Origin of the sequence: Jiella sp. M17.18 (assembly GCF_041027365.1) — a bacterium.
Lineage (GTDB): Bacteria > Pseudomonadota > Alphaproteobacteria > Rhizobiales > Rhizobiaceae > VKMB-3413.
The window spans coordinates 101,568-123,389 of sequence record NZ_JBFTEH010000002.1 but is presented as its reverse complement, the minus strand read 5'-3'; the positions used below and the strand labels follow the sequence as shown (position 1 = coordinate 123,389).

Below are 21,822 nucleotides of genomic sequence, written 5' to 3'. Positions count from 1 at the left end.
CGTCATGGTTAACGAGCGATGACCACGATCGCCGCAGAGATCCGGTTTGCCGAACAGCGGGATGCGACGGCTCTTGCCGCCGTTCACGCGGCGGCCTGGCGCGGCGCCTATGCCGGCATCATTCCGCATCGCTCGCTGTCCGGCATGATCTCTCGGCGTCACGCTGCCTGGTGGATGCGGGCGATCCGCAGCGGCGCGGGAATCCTGGTGGTGGATTTCGGCGGCGAGACCGTCGGCTATGCAACCCTCGGGCGGAACCGGACGGCGGCGCTGCAAGCCGGCGGAGAGATCTACGAACTCTATCTCAAGCCGGCCTTCCAGGGCCTCGGCTTCGGCCGCCGCCTGTTCGACGCCGCGCGCCGGCTCTTGGTTGATCGCGACATGCCGGGCCTGGTGATCTGGGCGCTCGCGGAAAACCGCATTGCGGTCGAGTTCTACGAGCGGATGGGCGGCAGCCCGATGGCGGAGGGGCGCGAATGCTTCGAAGGCAAGGCGCTGCAGAAGATCGCCTTCGTCTGGCCCTGACGCAGGCCGAGGAGGACGGGCGCGCCAGCCGGTTTATCGTCTTCCCGGAAAGACCGCGTCACCCGTTAAAGAAGGCCATCCTCGCCCGCGGCACAGCGACCTGCAGGGCAGGCTATGGAAGCGCTCTGTTGCGCCGTCCGCGCGGAGCGGATAGACACCCGCGCGGCTTATCAACAAGGCCGTGCGACGCTTTCACCCGGCATGAGCGGGCGCATTCAGGCGCCGACCAGTTTCCGGTGGAGCGAGCCCCGGATGCTCGGACCGCAAAGGCTCATCTCCGTGCGATCGCGCGCTCCTGACCCATGCGGAGCTGACGCCGTCGGCCGTCAGACGAGACAAGAGGATTGCTCATGCGCATCGACGCCATCTCCCGCGGAAACAATCCGCCGGAAGACATCAACGTCATCATCGAGGTGCCGGTCGGCGGCCAGCCGATCAAGTACGAGATGGACAAGGAGGCGGGCTGCCTCGTCGTCGATCGCTTCCTCTACACGCCGATGACCTATCCCGGCAATTACGGCTTCGTGCCGCACACGCTGTCGGACGACGGCGACCCGATCGACGTCCTCGTCTGCAACACCCGTCCGCTGTTCCCCGGCTGTGTGATCAATTGCCGCCCGATCGGCGTCCTGATCATGGAGGACAACAGCGGCCAGGACGAGAAGGTCATCGCCGTCCCGTCCCCGAAGCTCACCCGGCGCTATGAGAAGATCAGCGAATACAGCGACATGCCGGAGATCACGCTGAAGCAGATCGAGCACTTCTTCGAGCACTACAAGGATCTGGAGCCCGGCAAGTGGGTCAAGATCGGCGACTGGGGCGACAGCGCCCATGCCAAGGAGCTGATCCGGGCCGCCGTGGCGCGGTACGAAGCCGACAAGGGCTGAGCGGGGTAGTCTGCACAAAATCCGTGCGGCTATCGGGGCGTGGCGTAAAATGCCGCGCCCGTCCCGCACCCGCCGGCGGGGGGTGCAATGGCGCGCCATCGCCTAGGAAGCAGCGCATGAAGCCGGTTGCGGATCGGTAAACGCGAGCGGCTTCCGCCCATGCAGTTTTTGCACATCTGATGTGCAGAACCTGCTCTTCATTTGTGCACCTGCGAGGAATATCTGCGCGTCATCGAGATTCAAGAAACCGTGAGACCTCCGATGTTCCGCCGCTTCGCAGACCGCATCAACGCCTACCGCTCCGTCCGCAACAACATCCGCGAACTGCAGATGATGGACGACCGTGAACTCGCCGATATCGGCGTCGAGCGCAGCGCCATCGCGCGCGCCGTTCGCTACGGCCGTCGCTGACCGAGCAGAGCCCGGCATTCGAGCCGGGCCCAAGATCGCGCTCCCGCCGGAGCATTCTGAGTGTCGCCGATGAGCGGCCGTCAGGATGCTCCGGCGGGAGTTGCCGTTTCAGGGGCGGATTCGCGCGGGATGAGCGCACGGCGTGTCCCGATGACGGAGCCCGTCAGAAGGGCAGGCCGACATAGTTCTCGGCGAGCGCCGTCTGCGCCGCTGTCGAGCTTGCCAGGAAGTCGAACTCGGCCTCCTGAATGCGCTGGCCGAAGCTGCCGTCGTCCTCGAACCGGTGGATCATCGAGGTGAACCACCAGGAGAAGCGCTCGGCCTTCCAGACTCTCGCGAGGGCCGTCTCGGAATAGGCGTCGAGCAGCGTCTCGTCATGATCGTTGTAGTGGGCGATCAGCGCCGTCGAGAGATAGTGGACGTCGGAGACCGCAAGGTTCAGTCCCTTGGCCCCGGTCGGCGGCACGATATGTGCCGCGTCGCCGGCGAGGAACATCCGGCCGTAGTGCATCGGCTCGGCGACGAAGGATCGGAGCGGCGCGATCGACTTCTCGATCGATTCCCCGCGCTGCAGATGGCCGGCGACTGCTGGCGGCAGGCGCGCCTGCAGCTCGTCGTAGAAGCGCGCGTCCGGCCAGTTCGCGATGTCGTCGTCGGCCCGGCACTGGATGTAGTAGCGCGACAGCTGCGGGCTCCTTAGCGAGCACAGCGCAAAGCCGCGGGCATGATTGGCGTAGATCAGCTCTTCCTGGATCGGCGGCTTGCGCACCAGAATGCCGAGCCAGCCGAACGGATAGACCCGCTCGAACGTCTCGAGCTTGTCCGCGGGAATGGTCTGGCGGCAGACGCCGTGGAAGCCGTCGCAGCCGGCGACGAAGTCGCAGTCGAGCCGGTGCGATCCTGCGGCGGTGTCGAAGCTGACGAAGGGCGCATCGCCGGTGACGTCCTGCGGGGCGACATTCTCCGCCTCGTGGACGATCGGCACCCCGGCCTCGTCGAGCGCGTCGTAGAGGTCGTGGGTCACCTCGGTCTGGCCGTAGACGGTGACGGTCTTGCCGCCGGTGAGGCTGCGCAGGTCGATATGCAGCTTGTCACCGCGCCAGGCGATGTCGAAGCCGTCATGGACGAGACCCTCGCGATCCATGCGGGCGCCGGCTCCGGCCATGCGCAAGAGGTCGGTGGTGCCCTGTTCGAGAACCCCGGCGCGGATGCGCGACAGCACGTAGTCCCGGCTGCGACGTTCGAGCACGACGCATTCGATGCCGGCGCGGGTGAGGATCAGCGCGAGCAGCAGCCCCGCGGGGCCGCCGCCGATCACGGCGACGCGCGTGCGGGCCGGCAGGTTCGGTTGCGGTACGCTGGCGCTCATGACGGCGGTCTCCCGGGCTGTTGATCGTCGTGCAAGCCCGGTCTCTCCTCCCGGGGTCGTCCCGCGGACGCCTCCCGCGCCCGCATCACGTCAGTCTATCACGACGCCTTGCGGCTATGCGCGGCGGCCGTGCGGGCCTTGATGTCGCGCAGCGTGCCGAGTTCCTCCTCGGTCGGCGCCGGCGTCTCCTCCACGCTGTCGGCATAGCGCACGTCCCAGCCGCAGCTCGCCGCGATGTCTTCGCGCGTGACGCCCGGATGCAGCGAGTTGACCTCGAACTCCTTGGTCTCTGAATTCGGTCGCCAGACCGCAAGATCGGTGACGAGGAGGGTCGGGCCCTTGGTCGTGATGCCGCGGTCACGGCGGTCGGTGCCGCCCTTGCCGTGGCCGAAGGAGGTGAAGAAGTCGATCGCCTTCACCATGCCGCGCCTGGTCTGCTTCATGGTGATGAACACCTCGCCGCAGGACGAGGCGATCTCCGGCGCGCCGCCACCGCCGGGCAGGCGGGTCTTCGGATGCGCATAGTCGCCGATGACGGTGGTGTTGATGTTGCCGAACGGGTCGAGCTGCGCCGCGCCGAGGAAGCCGACGGTGATGCGCCCGCCCTGCAGCCAGTAGCGGAACATTTCCGGCACCGGCACCGTCGTCAGCGCCGTCTCGCAGAGCTCGCCGTCGCCGATCGACAGGGGCAGCACGCTCGGCGCGGTGCCGATCGTGCCGGATTCGTAGATCAGCGTGATGTCCGGCGCATGCGTCAGCCGCGCGACGTTGCAGGCGGCGGACGGGGCGCCGATGCCGACGAAGCAGACGTCGTCGTTCGAGAGGGCCCGCGCCGCGGCGATCGTCATCATCTCGTCGGGGGTGAAGCCGGTCGTCGCCATCAGTTGAGCCCCCTCAGATCCTTCACGCGGTCGGCGAAGACTTCCGGGCCGACCTTCCGCACGTTTTCCTCGATCCAGGCGTTGAACCGGTCCATGTCGGCGGCGATCTCGTCCCACTCGAGATAGGCCGCGTTGTCGCGGCCGTAATAGCCGCGGGCATAGGACGGGTGCGCACCGCCGGGGACCGGCGCGACCGCCGTCACCGTCCAGTGCGGCAGCACGGTGAGGTTCGGATGGATGTCGCCGAGGTCGTCGACGATCTCCTCGACCGTCACCACCGATCGATTGGCGGAAAGCACCGCCTCCTTCTGGACGCCGAGAATGCCCTCGATCAGGACATTGCCCTTGCGGTCGGCCTTCTGCGCGTGAATCACCGCAACGTCCGGCCGGATCGCGGGTACCGCGGCGAGTTCCTCGCCGGTGAAGGGGCAGGTGACCGAGCGGATGTTCGGGTTCACGTCCTTCAGTCCCGCACCCTTGTAGCCGCGGAAGACGGCGAGCGGCAGGCCGGCGGCTCCGGCCTCGTAGGCGTTCGCCATCGCCGCATGGGAGTGCTCTTCGATTTCCAGCGGGCGCGGCACGCCCTTCTCCACCGCGTCGCGCAGGCGGCGCAGGAGCCCCACGCCCGGATTGCCGGCATAGGAGAAGACGAGCTTCTTCACGAGCCCGCAGCCGATCAGCTGGTCGTAGATGACGTCCGGCGTCATGCGGATCAGCGTCAGGTCGGTGATGCCCTGGCGGATGACTTCGTGGGCGGCCGCGTGCGGGATCAGATGGGTGAAGCCTTCGAAGGCGACGCTGTCGCCGCTCGCAAGGTTCTCGGCGATCGCCTCCTTCAGAGGCAGGATTTTGGCCATGGTCTGGTGCTTGTTCTTTCCGCGGACCGGCGGGAACGCGCCGGTCAGATGTCGAAGAAGATCGTCTCGTTCTCGCCCTGGAGATGGATGTCGTGGCGATAGATCGGCACGCCGTTCTCCTGCGAGCGCGGGGCGATCAGGGTCGGCACGCGCGAGCGGTGTTCGATCCGCATGAGGATCGGGTCTGCCTCGTTGGCCGCCGTCTCGTCGCCGAAATACATTCGCGTGTGGAGCCCGATGTTGATGCCGCGGGCGACGATCCAGAGCGTGACATGCGGCGCCTGCGGGCGGCCGTCCTTGAACGGCACCGTGCCGGGCTTGACCGTTTCGAACACGAACTCGCCGGTCGCCATGTCGCCGGGCGAGCGGCCGAAGCCGGTGAAATTCGGGTCGGCCTTGCCGCGCTTTTCCCCGGGCGAGGGGTAGAGACCGTCGGCGTCGGCCTGCCAGATCTCGACCAGCGCGTCCTTCAGCGGCGTGCCCACGCCGTCGAAGACGCGGCCGACGATGCGGATGCGCTCGCCCTTGGTCTTGTCGTTGACCATGCGCTTGCCGAGGTCTTCGGCATAGACGCCTTCGATGCCGCAATAGTTCGGCGTGCAGCCGATATGGACGTAAGGCCCGGCGGTCTGCGAGGCGCTTTCCTTCAGCCGGTCGAGTGACTGGACCATCAGTTGCCCTCCATCCGGTTCTCGAACAGGGTCGAGCGGCGACCGCGCAGGACGATGTCGAACTTGTAGGCCCGCGCGTCCATCGGGACCGTGTTTGCCATGTCGAGTGCCGCGACCAGCCGCTCGACCGCGGCGCGATCGGGGATCGTCGCGACGATCGGGCACTGCCAGATCAGCGGATCGCCCTCGAAATACATCTGGGTGATCAGCCGTTGGGCGAAGCCGAGGCCGAAGATCGAGAAGTGGATGTGCGCCGGCCGCCAGTCGTTCGGCCCGTTCGGCCAGGGATAGGGGCCGGGCTTGATCGTGCGGAAGCGGTAGGAGCCGTCCTCGCCCGTGATCGTGCGCCCGCAGCCGCCGAAGTTCGGGTCGAGCGGGGCGAGATAGGTTTCCTTCTTGTGGCGGTAGCGCCCGCCGGCATTGGCCTGCCAGAACTCGACCAGCGCCCCGGGAACGCCGCGCCCGTCCTCGTCCAGCACCCGGCCGTGCACGATGATGCGCTGGCCGATCGGCTCGCCGTCCTTCGCCCAGTTGAGGATCAGGTCGTTGTCGAGCTCGCCGATCATCCCGTGGCCGAACACCGGCCCGGTCATCTCGGAGATGGTATTGTCGAGCGAGATGAGGGCACGCTGCGGCGAGCGGGTGACCGAGGTCTTGTAGCCCGGCGTATAGGCCGGTGGGTGCCAGGTCCTGTCGCGCTGGTAGAACGATCCGTCGCTCATGGCTGTCCTCCGGTCTTCGCCGCGTCGATCTCCGCATAGACGGACTTGGCGATCTTGATCGCATGGTTGGCGGCGGGCACGCCGGCATAGACCGCGACGTGCAGCAGCGCCTCCAGCACGTCCTCCCGGCTCGTGCCGGTATTCTCGGTCGCGCGGACATGCATCGCAACCTCGTCGTCCTGGCCGAGCGCGGCCAGAAGCGCGATGGTGACGATCGAGCGCTCGCGCTTGGTGAACTGCGGCCGCGACCAGACCGATCCCCAGGCGCCTTCGGTGATGAAGGTCTGGAAGTCCTTGTCGAAGCCGGTCGCCTGCGCCTGTGCGCGGTCGACATGGGCATCGCCCAGAACGGAGCGCCGGGTCGCCAGGCCGAGGGCGTAGCGATCGGCGGAGCCGTTGATATTGCTCATCAGCAGTCCTCCCTCGGCGGCACTATCGATGGGCGGAAAATTCATGTAAAATGAATTCCAGTCCCGATATCATGCGGTTCTCGTTATGGAAATCGATCCGCGAATCAAGATCCGCCATCTGCGTACCTTCGTCGAGGTGGCCCGGCTCGGCAGCGTCGGCCGGGCGGGCGAAATGCTGCACGTCTCGCAGCCGGCGGTTTCCAAGACGCTGGCCGAACTGGAGGACGTGCTGGGGGCCCGGCTGGTGAATCGGGGCCGGGCGGGCGCCGCGCTGACTCCCGTCGGGCAGATGTTCCTCTCTTATGCGACGGCGAGCCTGGCGGCGCTGCGCCAGGGCATCGACGGCGTCGGCGAGACGCTGGCGGCGAGCGCGCTGCGCCTGTCGATCGGCGCCCTTCCCAGTGTCGCGGCGCGGATCGTGCCGGACGCGGCGATCGCGTTCGGCCGGATCGCGCCCGAGGCCGGGCTGTCGATCGTCAGCGGGCCGAACGGCTACCTCCTTTCGGAACTTGCCTCCGGGGCCCTCGATCTCGTCATCGGTCGTCTCGGCCAGCCGGACGCGATGACCGGCCTCAGCTTCACCCAGCTGTACTCCGAACGGATCAGCCTCGTCGTGCGCCCCGGCCATCCGCTGGTCGGCTCGCGCAACCCCGGCGACATCGGCGACTATCCGCTGATCTTTCCGAACAAGGACGCGGCGATCCGGACCATCGCGGAGCAGTATTTCATCGCCCACGGCCTGTCCCGGCGCCGCGACCGGATCGAGACGGTCGCCGAGACCTTCGGCCGCGCCTATGTCCGCAAGACCGACGCCGTCTGGGTGATCTCCTCCGGCGTGGTGGCGCTCGACGTCGCGGAGGGCAAGCTGGTCGAACTGCCGCTCGCTCTGGCGGAGACGCTGGGGCCGGTGGGCCTGACGATGCGGGCCGGCGGCGACCCGTCGCCCGCGCTGCGGCTGTTCATCGAGGCGGTGCATCGGACCGTGGCCGATCTCGGTCTCGCCAGCTGAGGCCGCTTCACCGGTTCGCCACGGCAGGAGCCGCTCCCGTCCTCTCGCTTCCATCGCAAGTGGCGGTGCGGCAAGCCTCGCTCCGGCTTCGGACGCTGACCCTGCGGAAGGCTTAACCGCTCGTTAACCATGCCGTCGGATGGTCGGCGCGAGGAGACATCCATGCTCGCGCGCCTTGCCGTCCTTTCCCTCCTGAGCCTCTGTGCCGGCTGCGTCGGCAGTCCGTCGAAGTGCTATGTGACGGTGAGCGCGGTCGGGCAGCCGACGGCGGAGGCCTGCGAGACCGGACCGCAACTGGTCGTCCGGCCGATCACTCCGACGAGCGCCGCCTACTACGTCCCGCCCTACGTTCTCGGCGCCCTGTCCTACGAGGGCTATATCGATCTGCCGCCGGCAGCCGAAGACCCGGCAAAGCCTCCGGTGCCCGAGGCAGGCGCCGGGGTGGACGGGGCGGCAAGCGCCTTGTCGGAGACATTTGCGGAGGGGAAGACGGAAGAGCCTGCCGCGGATCCGGACGGCTTCGGGACGAGCGGTCCCGCGCCGGCATCCGGGCGTTCGCCCGTGGCCCTGCCGCTGCAGCTCGAGGAGAGCGATCCCGGGCCCGACCTGTCGCGCTACTGGGACGCGCCGCTCCTCGCGAACCCCTTCGCGGCCTTGCAGACGGAAGCGGGGCTGCGCCCGCCACCTTCGAACCGAATCGCGCCGAAGCCGACGATCGACGGCGAAGTCCGCTACTGGCGGCCGTACAGCGGCTACCAGACGCCCGCTCTGTCTAGCGATTTGCTTTTATGAACAGCGGCATGCCGTCGACGATGGCATGGCCCGGCATCAGATGCTTCACCAGTTTGGGGCGCAGCCGCTTGTGCGACGGGGCGACGATGATCCCGCCCTTCCGCACATCGAAGGTGTAGGTCACGCCGTTGCAGACGACCGGAGTGCCGAACAGGTTCTCCTGAAACGACTGGATGTCGATCGTCCGGCATTTGGAGATCGGCACGGACGTCCGGGCGTCGGTGAGAAGGTCGATGACCACGGCGTTCAGCAGATAGCCGCCGGCGATTTCCGCGAATTCGAACGAGGTTTCGAACCGCGGCAGTTGCTTGTGCTGTTCCACCTTGTCGTGGGCCGGCTTGTCGCCGAACGGGATGGCCAGACTGGACGCGAGCAGGACGGTCTCGATCAGCATGACGGCGGTCTCCGCATGTTGCGACGCGGGCGGGAAGGAAAATCTGGGGTGAGAAGGAAGGGGGAAATGCGGTGAGATCCCCCTTCCGTGGGTGTCGGCTTACGAGCAGGGGCCGGGAACCAGCGTGTAGTGGTCCTGCTCGACCAGCTTCTTGGTCGTGATGTAGACCGCCGGGTTGCGGCGATGACGAATCTCCGCTCCGTCCGCGATCTCGCCAGACCAGGTCGTGCTTTCGCCGGTGACCAGCTTGCCGCGGGTGTTGTACTTGTAGAGGGAGGGGATGTATTCGACGCAGTAGATCTTGCTTCCCCTTTCGTCGACATCCTTCTTGTACCATCTCGCATTGGCGGTCGCCGAGAAAGACACGACGCCGGTAATGGCGATGAGCGTGAGCAGCACTTTGCGCATGAGAAATAACGCCTCCATGTTCGATGTTGCGCAAGGGCAGGATGGAATGAAGTTAATAAAATATCAACACGCTAATCCTCCCTCTGCGGCATTTTCGAGAGTCATCAAGTTATATGTGCCAATATGGTACAGGGATGTATTATTTTGGCGCGGCGCCCATCCCGTAACGATGCAAGTGCGAAGCTGACAGCGACCGCCGAGGGGTGGTTCCCGCCGTTTTGAGCGTGGAAGCACCGGTTTCCTCTCTGGCCGTGGCAGACACGGGCAGCAAAGCCGCATCATTCCGCTGCGTCGTATCGCTGAGGATGCGCGAGAGGAATCCGCTGCGGGCGCTCGTCGGCGATCTCGCGCAGATGGCGCGGCAGCGCGCGGCCGGCGCATCCATATCGGGGCGGGCCGAAGTGGACGAGACGTCTACGAAGGAAAGCGATGTCCTGCGAGGGACGGTGGTGCCCAGGGGTGGAATCGAACCACCGACACTGCGATTTTCAGTCGCATGCTCTACCAACTGAGCTACCTGGGCGCCCTGACGCCGGCAGCGAAAGAGCCTCGCGAGGCCCGCTGCCGGGGAAAGCGAGGGCCTTGTAGAAAGATTCGGCGGGGCTGTCCAGCGCCTCGGCCGCCGGCGGGCGAAAAAGTGTGACGGGCGGATGTCGGCCCTGCGCGGAGGGGTCCTCCGGGCCCCGGCGGGTTGGGAGAACGCCGGTCGGTGCGGTGAGGGCGGGCAGCCGCGGCCTGGTCAGCGCGCAGCGGCGGCGGTGCCGGCCGTGCCGGGGTGGAGGCGCGCGAGGTAGAGCGTCTGCTCGCCGACGCTGCGGGCCGCAAAGGTTCGGAAGGGGCGAGAGCCGGGTAGCGGCATCGTCGAGAGGCGCAGGGCTTCGCCCGGAGCCTGCGCCAGGCCGAAGGCCGCATCGGCGGGATAATGCATGTCGTAGACCCGGATGGCCGGCAGGCTCTCGCGCAGCACCGCGACACCCTCATTCGTCGCGAGGGCGGTGCCGGAGGGGGCGGAGCGAAGGAAGCGCGCGGCCTGCTGCAGCGGCGGCGCCAATGCCACTCCGGGTGCTAGGGTCGCGGCCGAGACTGCTATCTGCAAGGCGAAGAGCCCGGCAATGACAATGGCGCCCGCCGCTCGCGCGGCCGTGGAGCTCCGGCCGGAGGCGGGCGCGAGGGCGACCGGGGCCAGCACCGCTGCGAGGAAGGGCAACGGTGCGAGATGGCGGAGGTGATCGGGGTTCTGCATCAGCACCACCCAGACCAGATGCGCGGCGAAGGCACCCAGCAGGGCCGCAACGACGGGCTCGCGGCGCGGTCGCGAGACGGCGGCGGCCGCGGCGGCGATCAGGGTCGCGGCGGCGAGCGCCCGCCCGAAGGGCACGCGGCCGAGCGCGTCGAGCCAGCCGTCGTCCGCCGCGAGGGGCGCGAGCAGCGTGTTGCCCCAGACCAGCGTGTGGCCGACGGTGAAGCGCAGACCCTCCGTGATCAGCAGCGTGCCTTCGCGGGCGAAGAGGAAGAGGAGCGCCGGCACGCCGACGAGGAGTGCGCCGCCGACAATGGGAAGAAGGTCGCGCGGGCGGGTGAGGGCGAGTCCTCCCAGAGCGCCGGCGAAGAGGGCGGCGTAGGACGGGCGGCAGCAGGCGGCGATGCCGAGGGCGAGACCGGACAGGAGGACGAGGCGCGGCCGGCGCTCCGCAGCCGCGAGCAGCGCCAGGAAGAGGGCGAAGAAGGCGAGGCCGGCGGCGTCGGAGAGGAGGCTGAGGGCAAGGCCGGGCAGCAGCGGCTGCGTCAGGGCGAGCAGGAAGGCGGCGAGGGCGAGGCCGCGGCTGCGCGCGATCTCCCAGGCCGTCCAGGCTGCGAGCGGCGGCAGCGCGAGGGCGCAGAGGATCGTGAGGACGAACAGCGAGCGGACCGGGTCGCCGCCCGTCAGCGGCAGCAGGAGGCGCCCCAGCGCGATGAAGCCGGGATAGCCGGGGAACTGCGGCGAGAAGTCGAGGATCGAGAAGCGCATGAGCCCGCGGGCGAAGTAGAGCGCGTCGTCCGAGGGCAGAGCGGCGGGATGGGCGAACAGCCAGACGGCGAGGGCGCCGTAGAGCAGCGCCGCGAGCCCGACGAGCAGGAGAAACGCCGTCGGCCGGCGCTGCGAGGCGCGTGCGGTGGCAGCGCGCAGCGCAGACGAGCCGCCGTCGTCGGACCGCTCGCGCCGATGACCCGTCGAACCATCGGCCTCCGTCTCGATGCGAGGCGGAGGCGATCCTGCACCGCCCGCCAGAAGGATCTGGCCGCCGCGACCGGAACGCGCCGGGCGCCGGCGTTCGGTCGTTGGCAGCAGCGTGTCAGCCCGGACGGCCGACACCCTTCAGCGCCTTCTCGACATTGGCATGCGCCGCGGCGAAGGCGGCGGGATCGGGATCCGAGGCGCCGACGCCGAAGACGCCGGGATTGCCGATCGCGTCGAGCGCCTGTTTCAGGCCGTCCTCCACGGTCTTGCGTGTGTCCGGCTGAAGGTCGGCCGCCATCGCGCTGAAAAAGCGCTGCGCCTTGACGACCAGCACCTTGGCCGTCTGGTAGTCCTTGAGGTTGTCGCGCGCGCCCTTCAGGCGACGCTCGATCTCGTCGGCATAGGCGCGCATCAGCGCCTGATGCACGGCCTTTCCGTCCTTCGCCGCCATCGCGTCGGCGAACGCCTTGGCAATGCCCGGATCGTCGTTCTCGTCGAGATAGGTCAGATCCGCCTTCATGCCGTCGAGCGCGGTCTGCGCCGCCGCCCAGTCGCCCTTGTCGATGGCGCCCATCAGCGCCTCGCGGCCGTCGAGCAGCGGCTCGGCGCCGGCGGCGGCATAGGAATAGGCGTTCGCCCGTCCGGTCCAGCCGGCGACGGCGAGGACCATCAGCACGAGTATCGTCAGTCGGCGCATCGTCACCCCCCTCAGGCAATGCTCTCGGTCTCGATCACCGTCCGCTCGTTGCGGTGCTCGTAGACCTGTTCCCGGACGTCGCGGCGGGCGAGGAGGCCGCGGGCGGCCATCTGCCCGGTCTCCATCGCCGCATCGGTGAACACATAGCGGAACGTTCCCTGACGTCCGCACTGGATCAGATTGTCGAAGCGCTTCAGATGCGCGAATGCCTTCGCCCGCTCCGCCCGGTAGGCGAGGTCCATGACGGGATAGGCATTGGGCGCGCGGGCGCTGAAATATTCGCCGGTCGCCTTCGATGCGTCGATGCCGAGGCGGCGCAGATCGCCGCAGGCGCGTTCGAACAGCGCCTCGTCCTCCATCGTCCAGAGCTCGTCGCCGGGGTCGCAGGGGATTTCCAGCATCAGGGACGTCATGCCCGGCGGTGCCATTTCGGGCGAGCGCCGGCGCGGCTCCTGCAGGCGCGTCGCCAGCATGTCCGGGTCCGACAGGTACTGCCAGGTGTAGGGCGAGACGTCGGGCATCGCCATCGCCATGTTGAAGAAGCGCAGGCCCCGGAACTTCAGCGTCGACTCCCCGCCGGTCATCCGCACCATGTCCGGCAGCGGCACGGTCGAGATGACGGCGTCGCAGGCGAGCGGTCCCGCATCGGTCTCGACCGCGACGATGCGGCCGCCGAGCGTCGACAGGCCGCGAACCGTGACGCCGGCGCTGATGACGGCGCCCTCGCGCTCGAGCGTCTCGGCGAGGCGGTGGAAGATCATCCCGAAGCCCTGGCGGGGATAGCGGTAGCTGCGTGCATAGGTGCGCGGCCCCTTGCCGGCGCCGGGCAGGAGCCGCCGCGCGACCTCCTTCAGGTCGACGAGGCTGATGCGCTGCTCGGCCCAGTCGGCGGAGAGCCTGCGCGGGTCGATGCCCCAGAGCTTCGCGGTGTAGCCCTCGAAGAAGGTGCGATAGAGCGTCCGGCCGAAGCGGCTCTCGATCCAGGCGGCGAAGCTGTCGTCCGAGGGGCGCCCGCCGGCCAGCGCCAGCTTCGCCAGATCCAGGCTCGCGCCGGCGATGAGGCTCGGCGGCGCGGTCTTCAGGAGGTTCTTCAGGGACAGCGGATAGTCGTAGGTCCGCCCGCCGAAGCGGATGACGCTGTGGCGTTCCGCCGTCAGGAGGTCGTCGCCGACGAGTTCCTCGACCAGCCGCAACAGGTCGCGGTTGTTGGTGATGAAGCGGTGGCCGCCGAAGTCGAAGCGGTAGGTGCCGTGCAATCCCTCGAAGGTCGTCGTGCCGCCGAGGCCGCCCAGCGCCTTGCGGCGTTCGAGGATGGTCACGGCGACGCCGGCGCGGGTCAGCTCGTGCGCCGCCGTCAGGCCGGCGGGGCCCGCGCCGATGACGACGACGTGGCGCGGAGGCTCGCCGAGCATCATGCGCGCGCGGCCGGCGCCGCCGAGCCGGCCGGTCGCGCGGCATAGGCGCGGTTCCACAGCACCACCGCGACCGCCAGGAAGGCCGCCCACACCGCGAACTGCAGCGGCGTCGGCGTGGCGTTGTAGCCGAACAGGCCGCGCAGGAAGGCGCCGACGCCATCCCGGTCCGGCAGGACGCCGGAGAGGTCGAACAGCGGCGCGATCGTCCCCGGCAGAAGGTGGACGCCCTGCAGCGTGTTGATCGCCGAGCCGAGCAGGCCGGCCGCGACGACGACGAGGAGCAGGCTGGTCCAGCGGAACAGCGTGCCGAGCGGCACCTTGCGCGTGCCGCTGATCAGCACCCAGACGAGCGCGATCGCGGCGAGCAGTCCGACGACGATGCCGGGCAGCGAGATCGCCGCGCCGGTATAGGCGAGGGCGGAGAAGAACAGCACCGTCTCCAGCCCTTCGCGCCAGACCGAAATGAAGGCGAGCAGCGCGATGCCGAGGACGTTGCCGGCGGTGACATAGCTCCGCAGCTGCTCGGTCGCATGGGCCGTATGGGCCTTCGCCTGCTTCTGCATCCAGATCGCCATGTAGGTGAGAGCGACCGTCGCCGCGAGCATGATGCCGGCCGAGAGATAGGCGCGGTAGATGTCGTTCGAGAACTGGTCGACCACCACCTGCAGCACGAAGGCGCCGACGAGGGAGGCGACGAGCCCGCCGGCGACGCCGGCATAGATCCATTTGACGTAGCGCCCGGCGTCCATGCGCCTGAGATAGGCGATGAGGATGCCGACCAGGAGGAAGGCTTCGAGGCTCTCGCGGAAGGCGATGAGGAAGGTGACGAGCATGTCAGTCCTGTCCCAATTCCAGATGCAGATGGTTCATTTCGACCGGCTCCGGCGCCGGCATGTCGGGGTGCGACTGGCGCACGAGGTCGGTAAAGTCCTGCGCGAAAGTCCGGAACATCAGCTTCGCGTCGACGGTGACTGGGAAGGCGGTTCCGGCGGGCAGGGCGAAGGTCTCGTCGCGATGGCCTTTCGGGGGGATGCGGGTGTCCTTCAGCATCTTGCCGAAGTGCCAGAAGAGCAGGCCGACGGGATTGCCGTCCTTGTCGCCCATCACCTTGTGGAAGACGCGCGCGTCCTTCGGCAGATGGCCGTCGGGTCCGAGCTGGCCGGAGGCGAGGACCGTCCTGCCGTTCGCATCGGTAACGGTGAGGTCGAGCCACATCTGCCGGAGGTCCGAGACGCCGCCCGGCAGATTGTGTCCGGCGCCGGCATTGGTCACGCGGAGCACGAGCTGCCCGTTCTTGTCGAGCCGCGCCTCGAGCGTCGCCGCGCGGCGCAGGAGGGCCTTCGACATCTCGGCAAGCTTCGGGTCGCGCAGGCCGACGAGATGATACTGCGCCCCGGTGAACTGGTGGCTGCGCACGTTCGGCACGACCGGTCCGCCGTCCGTCGGCTGGCCAGAAACCGGCGCGCCGATCCGCTGGATGTCGGCATGCATGTGGCAGTCGAGGCAGGTGCGGTTCACCGCCGGATTGCCGGGGGCGTTGTAGGGGGAGGCGGCCCATTCCGAATAGGTGCCGGCAATATAGGCGCCGGTGCCGGGCGAGAACTCGTCGTGGCACGAGGCGCAGAGCTTGGGACTCCCGACCTGCGGCCCGGAGAAGGAGGCGACATGGGCGGCCGGCTTGGCGCGGATCGCGCGGTGGGCGATCCAGCGCAGCGCCGACCATTGCGAATCCTCGCCCGGATAGGTCTCGCGACTGTCCGGGGCGACCGACAGGCTGGCATTGGCGCCGGCCGTCGCGCCGGCCGCCTCCAGCCTGTCGACACGGTGGCAGAAGATGCAGCCGGTGCCCTCGTCGGTGGCGGTGACGTAGTCCTTCAGCTTCGCGAAGAGCGTCGCGCCGTCCTTGTCGAAGAGATGCGAGGGGCCGGCAGACGTCGTTTCGCCGGTCAGCAGTGCCTGCGGCGTGTGGCAGCCCATGCACCACTTGCGGAACGGCTCGCCCTCCGCCTGAGCAGCCATGTTTTCCATCGCCATGTAATAGGGATCGGACTGGCCCATCAGATGATGCATGGAGTTCGACCAGTCCTTGAAGATCTGGCTGTGGCATGATGAGCAGACTGCGGAATTCTGCCACGCGTCCTTAGCGACCGAGCCGGTGCCGTCCTCGCCGCGCAGCCAGGTCGAGAGCAGCGGCAGGTTGCCCGGCGAGGTCACATAGGCGTGGAGGTCTTTCATCATCGCCGTGACATGCGCTTCCGGGTGGTCCGGATCGGTCTTCGGCGTGGGGAAGCGCGTGTCGGCGCCCATGCCGCCCTGCGTGTTCTCGATCATGCGGATGTAGTCGCCGACGAAGTCGCCGGCGACGAAGCTCTTGATCGAGCCGTGGCCGGTGAAGGCCGAGTGGAACTTGTCCACCGGCGTGTCGCGGAAGAGGTAGCGGTTGGAATAGTTAAAGCCGTCGACGTGGCAGCTGGAGCAGCTCATCCAGTTGTCGCCCGCCATCGGCGCGTCCGGAAAGGCCGAGGTGTTGGCGAGGTGGAAGAGCCGCGTGCCGCGCCGCAGCTCGGGCGAGAGCGGATCCTTTTCCACCAGCTTCGCAAAGCTGTCGGTCACCGCCTTCACCTTGGCGAAGGGGCCGGAGCCGCCGGTCGTCAGCTTCGACAGGTCGAGGCTCTGCGCGTTCTGGACGAAGATGTCGTCGCCGTCGACGACGAGCCCGCGCGGGTTTTCTCCCGGCAGATGGCGATAGATCTGCACGGCCTTGGCGCCGTCGGTGGTCTTCGCCTTCTTCGAATGCGCGGTGATCGGCAGGGCGCGCGAGGGGTCGAAGACGACGAGGTCCTCGCTGCCGGCCATGGTCACATAGACCTTCGCGCCATCCTTCGCCCAGGCCGCCTGGAACGGGTTCGAGACGATCCGGGTGCGGTTGCCGTCCTCGGTGATGTTGATCTGCTTGAACAGCTGCTTGCGGCGCGAGACCGCTTCCTGCTCGCCGCCCGGCTTCAGCGCAATCACCGAGATCGCCGGGAAGACCGTCGACTGGAACTGGAACGGGTGGTCGAAATTCCACAGCTCGTGCGGCAGCCAGGCCTGGCTCTCGTCGGGGCTGACGGCGATCGTGTCGAGCACACGCGGCAGGCCTTGCGACACCGTCTCGTCCGGGTCCTGCGAGGCCGCCAGCGTGATGGTCTTGTCCAGCTTCAGCGGCAGCTTCGTCGCGTCGTAGATCGAGACCGTGCCGAGGAAGGCATGGGTGACGAGGAGGCGGCCGTCCGAGAGCAGCGCGAGCCCGCGCGGCGTCTCTGCCACGGCCATGTCCACCTTCACCGTGCCGTCCTCGGCGACGCCGTAGAGCTTGCCGGACTCGGTCGCGGTGACCCAGAAGAGGTCGTTGCGCCGGTCGAAGACGACGCCGTGCGGCCGGCCGCCCAGCGTGACCTTGCGCTTCAGGGAAAACGACGTCGGGTCGACGAGATCGAGCGTGCCGCCGGTCTCGTCGGTGGCGGCGATCAGGCTTGCGTCGGCGTTGAAGGCGAGGGTGCGGATATCGCCGCCGAGCACGGCTTCGCCGAGCCGCTGGCCGCTCTTGCGGTCGACGGCGGAGATGGAGCCGGCGTCGAAATTGGCGCTCCAGAGCCGCGTGCCGTCGGCAGGCAGCAGGAGCGAGGAACTCTCCACCGCATGCGGCTGCGGGGCGGCGTCGGCGGCAGGTGCCGGCGACGGAGCCAGTGCCAGCAGGAAGACCGAGACGCCGAGGAGGCGGCGCAGCACGCCGTAGCGCCATGCGTGGACGGCGACGAGCAGCGCCAGGGGCAAAGCGAGGACGAGATGGCTCCAGTGCGCGATGGCGCCGGACAGCGTGCCGTTGTTGCCGACGGCGAGCAGCCACGTGCCGCCGGCGACGAGGCCGAGGAGCATGGCCTCGATGATCCGCCCGCTCCACACCTGGAAGCGGCGGCGGCTCCCCATCACCATGCCGCGGTGCGATAGCCAGAAGGGCACGACGAGCGTCGGCACCAGGAGGACGGCGCAGGCGATGTGGACGTAGATCGCCCAGCGCATCACCGAAAAGGGCAGGCCGAACGGGTCGAACAGCAGCGCGCCGGTGACGAGCAGGCCGTAAAGCACCCATTCCGCCGGACGGGCGAGGCGCCGTGACAGCCGCGACGGGCGCGGGCGGTGACAGAACGGCTCGGCCACCGCCGCGGTCTTCGAGACCGGCCCCTTCGCGGGCGAGGGATCAAGCGTCGTGCGAGGCGCAGGCGCAACGACACGGCGCGGCAAACGCCCGGAGGCGGAAGTTCCTGCGAACTCCCGCCGTCCCGAAACGTCCGCCGCGCTCAACGCGTCACGCGTGGAAAAGCCGTTATCCAATCTGCCTGCTCATGCTCCGGCTGGCGGCCGAACGGGTCCGTTCCGCCGCCAGCAATCCTGTTACTTCGCGGCCGAGACCTCGACCTTCGCCGCCATCACCGGCGCCGTGCCGAACCGCCCGCCGGCCATGTCCGGCCGCTTGATGCCGTTGTCGTTGACGTCGCCGCTCTCGTCGCCCTCGACCATGTGCTCCCCGGTGTCGCCGAGCCATTCCGACAGCTGCATGCCCCGCCCGACCGCGTGGAACCAGGTGGTGTAGCGCTGGGTGAGGTTGGCGAGGGTCAGATGCGGATCGCTCTCGCCTTCCTTGTTATGCAGGGTCTGGAGCAGTTCGCGCAGGCCCCCGTCGACCGCCCCGGCCGTCCAGGGCGTCACCGAGAAGTCCTTGCCGGGGTTCGGGCTGAAGATGCCGAGCGCCTCGTCGAACATATGCGTCTCGACGGCGTCGTAAATGCTGCGGGCCGCGGTCCGGTAAGTCTCGTCGCCGGTCGAGACGAAGGCGGCGGACAGGCCGCGGATCGCCGCAAACTGCGTGCCGAGCGAATGCTGGTCGGAGGCGCCGGCGCCGATGTCGTAGGAGTCCGCCACGAGACCGTCCTTGCCGACGAGCTTGCTCACGATGAAGTCGGCCTCTGCTTTGATCAGCGCCTTGGCGCGCTTGCCTTGATCGGTATCAAGCGGCTTGCCGCTCGTGGCCGAGGCATAGCCGACGGGCAACGCGTCGAGCGCGCGTTCGTAGATGTCGAGCGCGACGATGGCATAGGCGGCGTCGAAGCTCGTTACCGTCTTGCCCTTTCTGCCGCCCGACCAGGCATCGACGAATGTGCCGGCGTCCTTGTCGAAATGCAGCTTGTCGAGGTTCTGGAACACCATGTTCGACAGCGTCTCGGTCAGCGAGAACGGGTCGTCGGCGACCACGTATTTCGCGCGGTCGGTGCCGCGGTTCGCCTCCGGCGCGGCCGGGAACGGCTCGCCGTCGAACACCGCCAGGAACGCCTTGTTCTGGTTGCCGTTGGCGGTGCGCTGGTCGGAATAGCCGTACATCTCGCCGAGCGGCCAGAGCATCATCCAGGCATCGCGCAGCGAGGATCCGCCGTCGGCCACCTTGAGATCGCCGACCGCGTTGACGCCGTTCTTCTGCGCCAGCGTGACGTCGACCTTGTTCGGGAACCACACCGGCTGGCTGGCGTCGTAGGTCGGCGAGACGGTCGCGCCGAGGCTCTTGCCGTCATAGGCGAAGCGGTCGCGCAGCATCCTGAGCTTGTCCCAGGTGATCTCGGTGAGCAGCATGCCGTTCATGCCGTCCGCGGCGGAGACGCCGAGCGCGTGCTTGCCGTCCTGGTCGAGCTTCATGTCCTCGACGTCGCCAACCTCCTCGCCGGAGGACTTCACGTGCATGCCGCCGAGGAAGTCCTGCGACCACATCACGTCCTTCAGCATCTCGCCGCCAGCGGCGACGGGCGTGAAGACCTTGGGACCGTCATCGGTCTTCCAGGCGAGCGTCTTGAAGTCGCGATAGTAGGCGGGGACGACGGTCTGGAGCGTCTTCTCCTTGCCGTCATGCGTCAGCGCGTCCACCGTGTCGCTGCCGACCTTCGAGACGTCGACCGTCTGCCCGTATTCCGGCGAACCCGCCGCGAAGGGGAAGGTGAGGGGATAGAGGTTCTGCTGCAGCTCGTCCGGCGAAAAGCCGACGGCGCCCGCGAGTGCGATCACCCGCTTGCCGAGATCGGCCATGGTGCCGCCGCGCGCCGCGTTCACCGGCCCGTTCACGAGGTGGGGCCCGAGGCGCGAGGCGTAGTTCACCGCATACATCGCCTCTTCGGAATATTCATAGGTGTCGATGCCGGCGGCGAAGTCGAACGGCGTCGGCTTGTCCGCCTGGTCGGGCTGCAGGACGTCGAGGTCGAGGCCGAGGGATTCGGCCAGCGGCTCGCCGGAGAGCTCGTATTCGGTATAGGCGAACATGCCGGCGCCGACGTCGAAGGTCTTGTCGGTGACGGTGACCTTGACCGGTGCGGATTTGTCCTGCGCCAGCGCCGGCGGCACCAGAACCGAGCAGCAGAGCAGCGACCAGGCCAGTGTTCGTCTCATACGTCTTGTCCCCTTCCAACCGAAACATCCCCGGCGGATCGCTCGGCAAGCGACTGGTATCCGCAGCGGACGACGGACTGGTAGCACCCGGCGAATTGGTGTTTCAAGAAGAAACTTGAATTTTCTGCACAAGTTTTAAATTCTTCTAAACTGGGTGTTTTGAAGCCTTCTAAACAGCGGCCGACGACGACTTCGCGCGAGACGACGACTCCTCGTCGCGGAGCGGATGACGCAGCGGCATCTTGCCGGTAATGCGAGGAGGGGGAATGGGTCGCCGCGTCGCTGGCGTCGGCACCGAGCGACCAGCGCCCGTCGTCAGCTCTGCGCGTGGCGCGTCCGCCGATCGGGGCGTCATTAAATTCGTGTGAGAAACGCGGCGTTCTTGCGCTGCGCAAACTTCAGCCATTCTTCTGGCCGATGCCGCGAGGATCGACAAGCCGGCCTGGGGGCCGAGCGATGCCGGAGCGCGATCGGACGCTTCGGGTGACGGGGGACCTGCCATGCGGCCGAAATCTGCGGGCCTGATGTCGCTCGCCGCGACGGGGCTCATCCTCGCAGCCCTTCATCCAGCCTTCGCCCGCTCGTCCATCGGCATCGGCACCGCCGACACCATGGCGGAGCCGAGCGGGCCCTTCGCCGGCCTGCTGGTGATCGTCACGCTCTATCAGCGCGAGTTCTTCGATGCGCTGCGCCATGCGCTGGTCGCCATGCGCACTCAGCCGGGCGGCTTCCTCACCCTCGTCGGCCTGTCCTTCGTCTACGGCATCTTCCATGCGGCGGGGCCGGGCCACGGCAAGGCGGTGATCTCCGCCTATATGGTGGCGAACGAGGTGCAGCTGCGGCGCGGCGTCTTCCTCTCCTTCGTCTCCGCCCTGCTGCAGGCCGTCTCGGCGGTCGTCTGCGTCGGCCTCGGCTGGTACGTCCTGCGCGGCACCGGCGTCTCGATGACCAACGCGACCGACACGCTGGAACTCGCCTCCTACTGCCTCGTGGCGCTGTTCGGCGCCGTCCTCCTCACGCGCAAGCTGCTGGCGCTGGTGCGCCGGCGCGGGGTGAGGCTCGCGCTGCCGCTCGCAGGCGCCGGGGAACCGGCGGCCTTCGCGCCCGCCGCAGCGGGGACCGCGTTCCCGTCCGGCGGTTCCGGCCCCATGGCCGCCGCGACCTTCCGGATGCGGCATCCGAGTCTCGCAGCGGAAAGCGCCGCCACCACGGTCTCCGGAGCCGGTGGAGGCGTGGCCGGCCGCGCCGCGCTGGTGCGGCCGGCTTCCTCCGGCCTCGATGCGAGCGTCTGCGCCGCCGAGGATCCCGACGAATGCGGCTGCGGGCGGCCGCACATGGCCGACCCGGCACAGCTGTCCGGCAAGCGCCTGTCGCTCGGCTCGGCGATGTCGGTGGTCTTCTCGACGGGCCTTCGCCCCTGCGCCGGGGCGATCGTCGTCCTGACCTTCTCGCTGCTGAACAGCCTCTATCTCGGCGGCCTCCTGTCGGTCCTCGCCATGTCGCTCGGCACGGCGATCACCGTCTCGGTGCTGGCAACGCTTGCCGTATTCGCCAAGTCGCTGGCGCTGAGGGCGAGCGGCCGCGGGCGCGTCGCCGCCCTGTTGCAGGATATCATGGAAGTCGGCGGGGCGGCGATGATCCTGCTGCTCGGACTGCTGCTCGTCGGCGCCACGCTGCAGGGAGGTTGA

The 21,822-nt window shown here is 68.1% G+C and carries 20 protein-coding genes and 1 tRNA gene; 6 read left to right on the top strand and 15 right to left on the bottom strand.

Annotated features, from left to right (window positions below; genetic code table 11):
- The first annotated feature begins 18 nt into the window (after positions 1-18).
- From AB5S17_RS03990 to AB5S17_RS03980, 3 genes are all read left to right on the top strand, one after another.
- Entirely contained in the window at positions 19-525 is a 507-nt protein-coding gene (locus tag AB5S17_RS03990) for an N-acetyltransferase family protein (RefSeq protein ID WP_369236402.1), read from the top strand.
- Positions 526-875: 350 nt separating this feature from the next.
- Positions 876-1,412, top strand: a complete 537-nt coding sequence (gene ppa / locus AB5S17_RS03985; protein ID WP_369236400.1) for an inorganic diphosphatase — start codon at positions 876-878, stop codon at positions 1,410-1,412.
- A gap of 261 nt (positions 1,413-1,673) precedes the next feature.
- Positions 1,674-1,823: a DUF1127 domain-containing protein gene (locus tag AB5S17_RS03980; RefSeq protein WP_369236398.1), complete on the top strand. Its 150-nt coding sequence runs from the start codon at positions 1,674-1,676 to the stop codon at positions 1,821-1,823.
- A 163-nt stretch (positions 1,824-1,986) separates the two neighbouring features.
- Here the strand turns inward: AB5S17_RS03980 and pobA are convergent, their stop codons facing one another.
- From pobA to pcaC, 6 genes are all read right to left on the bottom strand, one after another.
- Positions 1,987-3,192, bottom strand: a complete 1,206-nt coding sequence (gene pobA, locus AB5S17_RS03975; protein ID WP_369236396.1) for a 4-hydroxybenzoate 3-monooxygenase — start codon at positions 3,190-3,192, stop codon at positions 1,987-1,989.
- Positions 3,193-3,290: 98 nt separating this feature from the next.
- Positions 3,291-4,073, bottom strand: coding sequence for a CoA-transferase subunit beta (locus tag AB5S17_RS03970; protein ID WP_369236394.1), 783 nt, complete (start codon positions 4,071-4,073; stop codon positions 3,291-3,293).
- Positions 4,073-4,930 (bottom strand): CoA transferase subunit A, encoded by an 858-nt coding sequence (locus AB5S17_RS03965; RefSeq protein ID WP_369236392.1) that lies wholly within the window; start codon positions 4,928-4,930, stop codon positions 4,073-4,075. The genes AB5S17_RS03970 and AB5S17_RS03965 overlap by 1 nt, the downstream gene beginning before the upstream one ends.
- A 44-nt stretch (positions 4,931-4,974) precedes the next feature.
- Complete coding sequence (gene pcaG, locus AB5S17_RS03960) at positions 4,975-5,601, bottom strand: protocatechuate 3,4-dioxygenase subunit alpha (protein ID WP_369236390.1); 627 nt, start codon at positions 5,599-5,601, stop codon at positions 4,975-4,977.
- Positions 5,601-6,323 (bottom strand): protocatechuate 3,4-dioxygenase subunit beta, encoded by a 723-nt coding sequence (gene pcaH, locus AB5S17_RS03955; protein WP_369236388.1) that lies wholly within the window; start codon positions 6,321-6,323, stop codon positions 5,601-5,603. The genes pcaG and pcaH overlap by 1 nt, the downstream gene beginning before the upstream one ends.
- On the bottom strand, positions 6,320-6,733 hold the full coding sequence (gene pcaC, locus AB5S17_RS03950; RefSeq protein ID WP_369236386.1) for a 4-carboxymuconolactone decarboxylase: 414 nt from the start codon (positions 6,731-6,733) through the stop codon (positions 6,320-6,322). Before pcaC ends, pcaH begins: the two co-directional genes overlap by 4 nt.
- 85 nt (positions 6,734-6,818) lie before the next feature.
- Here pcaC and pcaQ point away from each other — a divergent pair, with 85 nt between their 5' ends.
- Positions 6,819-7,742, top strand: coding sequence for a pca operon transcription factor PcaQ (gene pcaQ / locus AB5S17_RS03945; protein WP_369236384.1), 924 nt, complete (start codon positions 6,819-6,821; stop codon positions 7,740-7,742).
- Positions 7,743-7,904: 162 nt separating this feature from the next.
- Positions 7,905-8,534, top strand: coding sequence for a hypothetical protein (locus tag AB5S17_RS03940; protein ID WP_369236382.1), 630 nt, complete (start codon positions 7,905-7,907; stop codon positions 8,532-8,534).
- Here the strand turns inward: AB5S17_RS03940 and AB5S17_RS03935 are convergent.
- The 9 genes from AB5S17_RS03935 to AB5S17_RS03895 all read right to left on the bottom strand — a co-directional run bounded on the left by AB5S17_RS03935 (position 8,515) and on the right by AB5S17_RS03895 (position 20,134).
- On the bottom strand, positions 8,515-8,928 hold the full coding sequence (locus AB5S17_RS03935; protein WP_369236380.1) for a hypothetical protein: 414 nt from the start codon (positions 8,926-8,928) through the stop codon (positions 8,515-8,517). The two genes, AB5S17_RS03940 and AB5S17_RS03935, sit on opposite strands and share 20 nt — an antisense overlap.
- Positions 8,929-9,027: 99 nt before the next feature.
- Complete coding sequence (locus tag AB5S17_RS03930; protein ID WP_369236378.1) at positions 9,028-9,336, bottom strand: hypothetical protein; 309 nt, start codon at positions 9,334-9,336, stop codon at positions 9,028-9,030.
- A 447-nt stretch (positions 9,337-9,783) separates the two neighbouring features.
- Positions 9,784-9,859 (bottom strand) — tRNA-Phe (locus AB5S17_RS03925).
- A 216-nt stretch (positions 9,860-10,075) separates the two neighbouring features.
- A complete protein-coding gene (locus AB5S17_RS03920) occupies positions 10,076-11,689 on the bottom strand; it encodes a hypothetical protein (protein WP_369236376.1) in 1,614 nt (537 codons plus the stop codon).
- Positions 11,670-12,251, bottom strand: coding sequence for a hypothetical protein (locus AB5S17_RS03915; RefSeq protein WP_369236374.1), 582 nt, complete (start codon positions 12,249-12,251; stop codon positions 11,670-11,672). Before AB5S17_RS03915 ends, AB5S17_RS03920 begins: the two co-directional genes overlap by 20 nt.
- An 11-nt stretch (positions 12,252-12,262) precedes the next feature.
- A complete protein-coding gene (locus AB5S17_RS03910; protein ID WP_369236372.1) occupies positions 12,263-13,723 on the bottom strand; it encodes an FAD-dependent oxidoreductase in 1,461 nt (486 codons plus the stop codon).
- Positions 13,663-14,499: an FTR1 family protein gene (locus tag AB5S17_RS03905; protein ID WP_369236370.1), complete on the bottom strand. Its 837-nt coding sequence runs from the start codon at positions 14,497-14,499 to the stop codon at positions 13,663-13,665. The genes AB5S17_RS03910 and AB5S17_RS03905 overlap by 61 nt, the downstream gene beginning before the upstream one ends.
- Position 14,500: 1 nt before the next feature.
- Positions 14,501-17,866: a multiheme c-type cytochrome gene (locus tag AB5S17_RS03900; RefSeq protein ID WP_369236368.1), complete on the bottom strand. Its 3,366-nt coding sequence runs from the start codon at positions 17,864-17,866 to the stop codon at positions 14,501-14,503.
- Positions 17,867-18,100: 234 nt separating this feature from the next.
- Positions 18,101-20,134 (bottom strand): hypothetical protein, encoded by a 2,034-nt coding sequence (locus AB5S17_RS03895; RefSeq protein ID WP_369236366.1) that lies wholly within the window; start codon positions 20,132-20,134, stop codon positions 18,101-18,103.
- Between the two features lie 500 nt (positions 20,135-20,634).
- Here AB5S17_RS03895 and AB5S17_RS03890 point away from each other — a divergent pair, with 500 nt between their 5' ends.
- Positions 20,635-21,822, top strand: coding sequence for a nickel/cobalt transporter (locus AB5S17_RS03890; protein ID WP_369236364.1), 1,188 nt, complete (start codon positions 20,635-20,637; stop codon positions 21,820-21,822).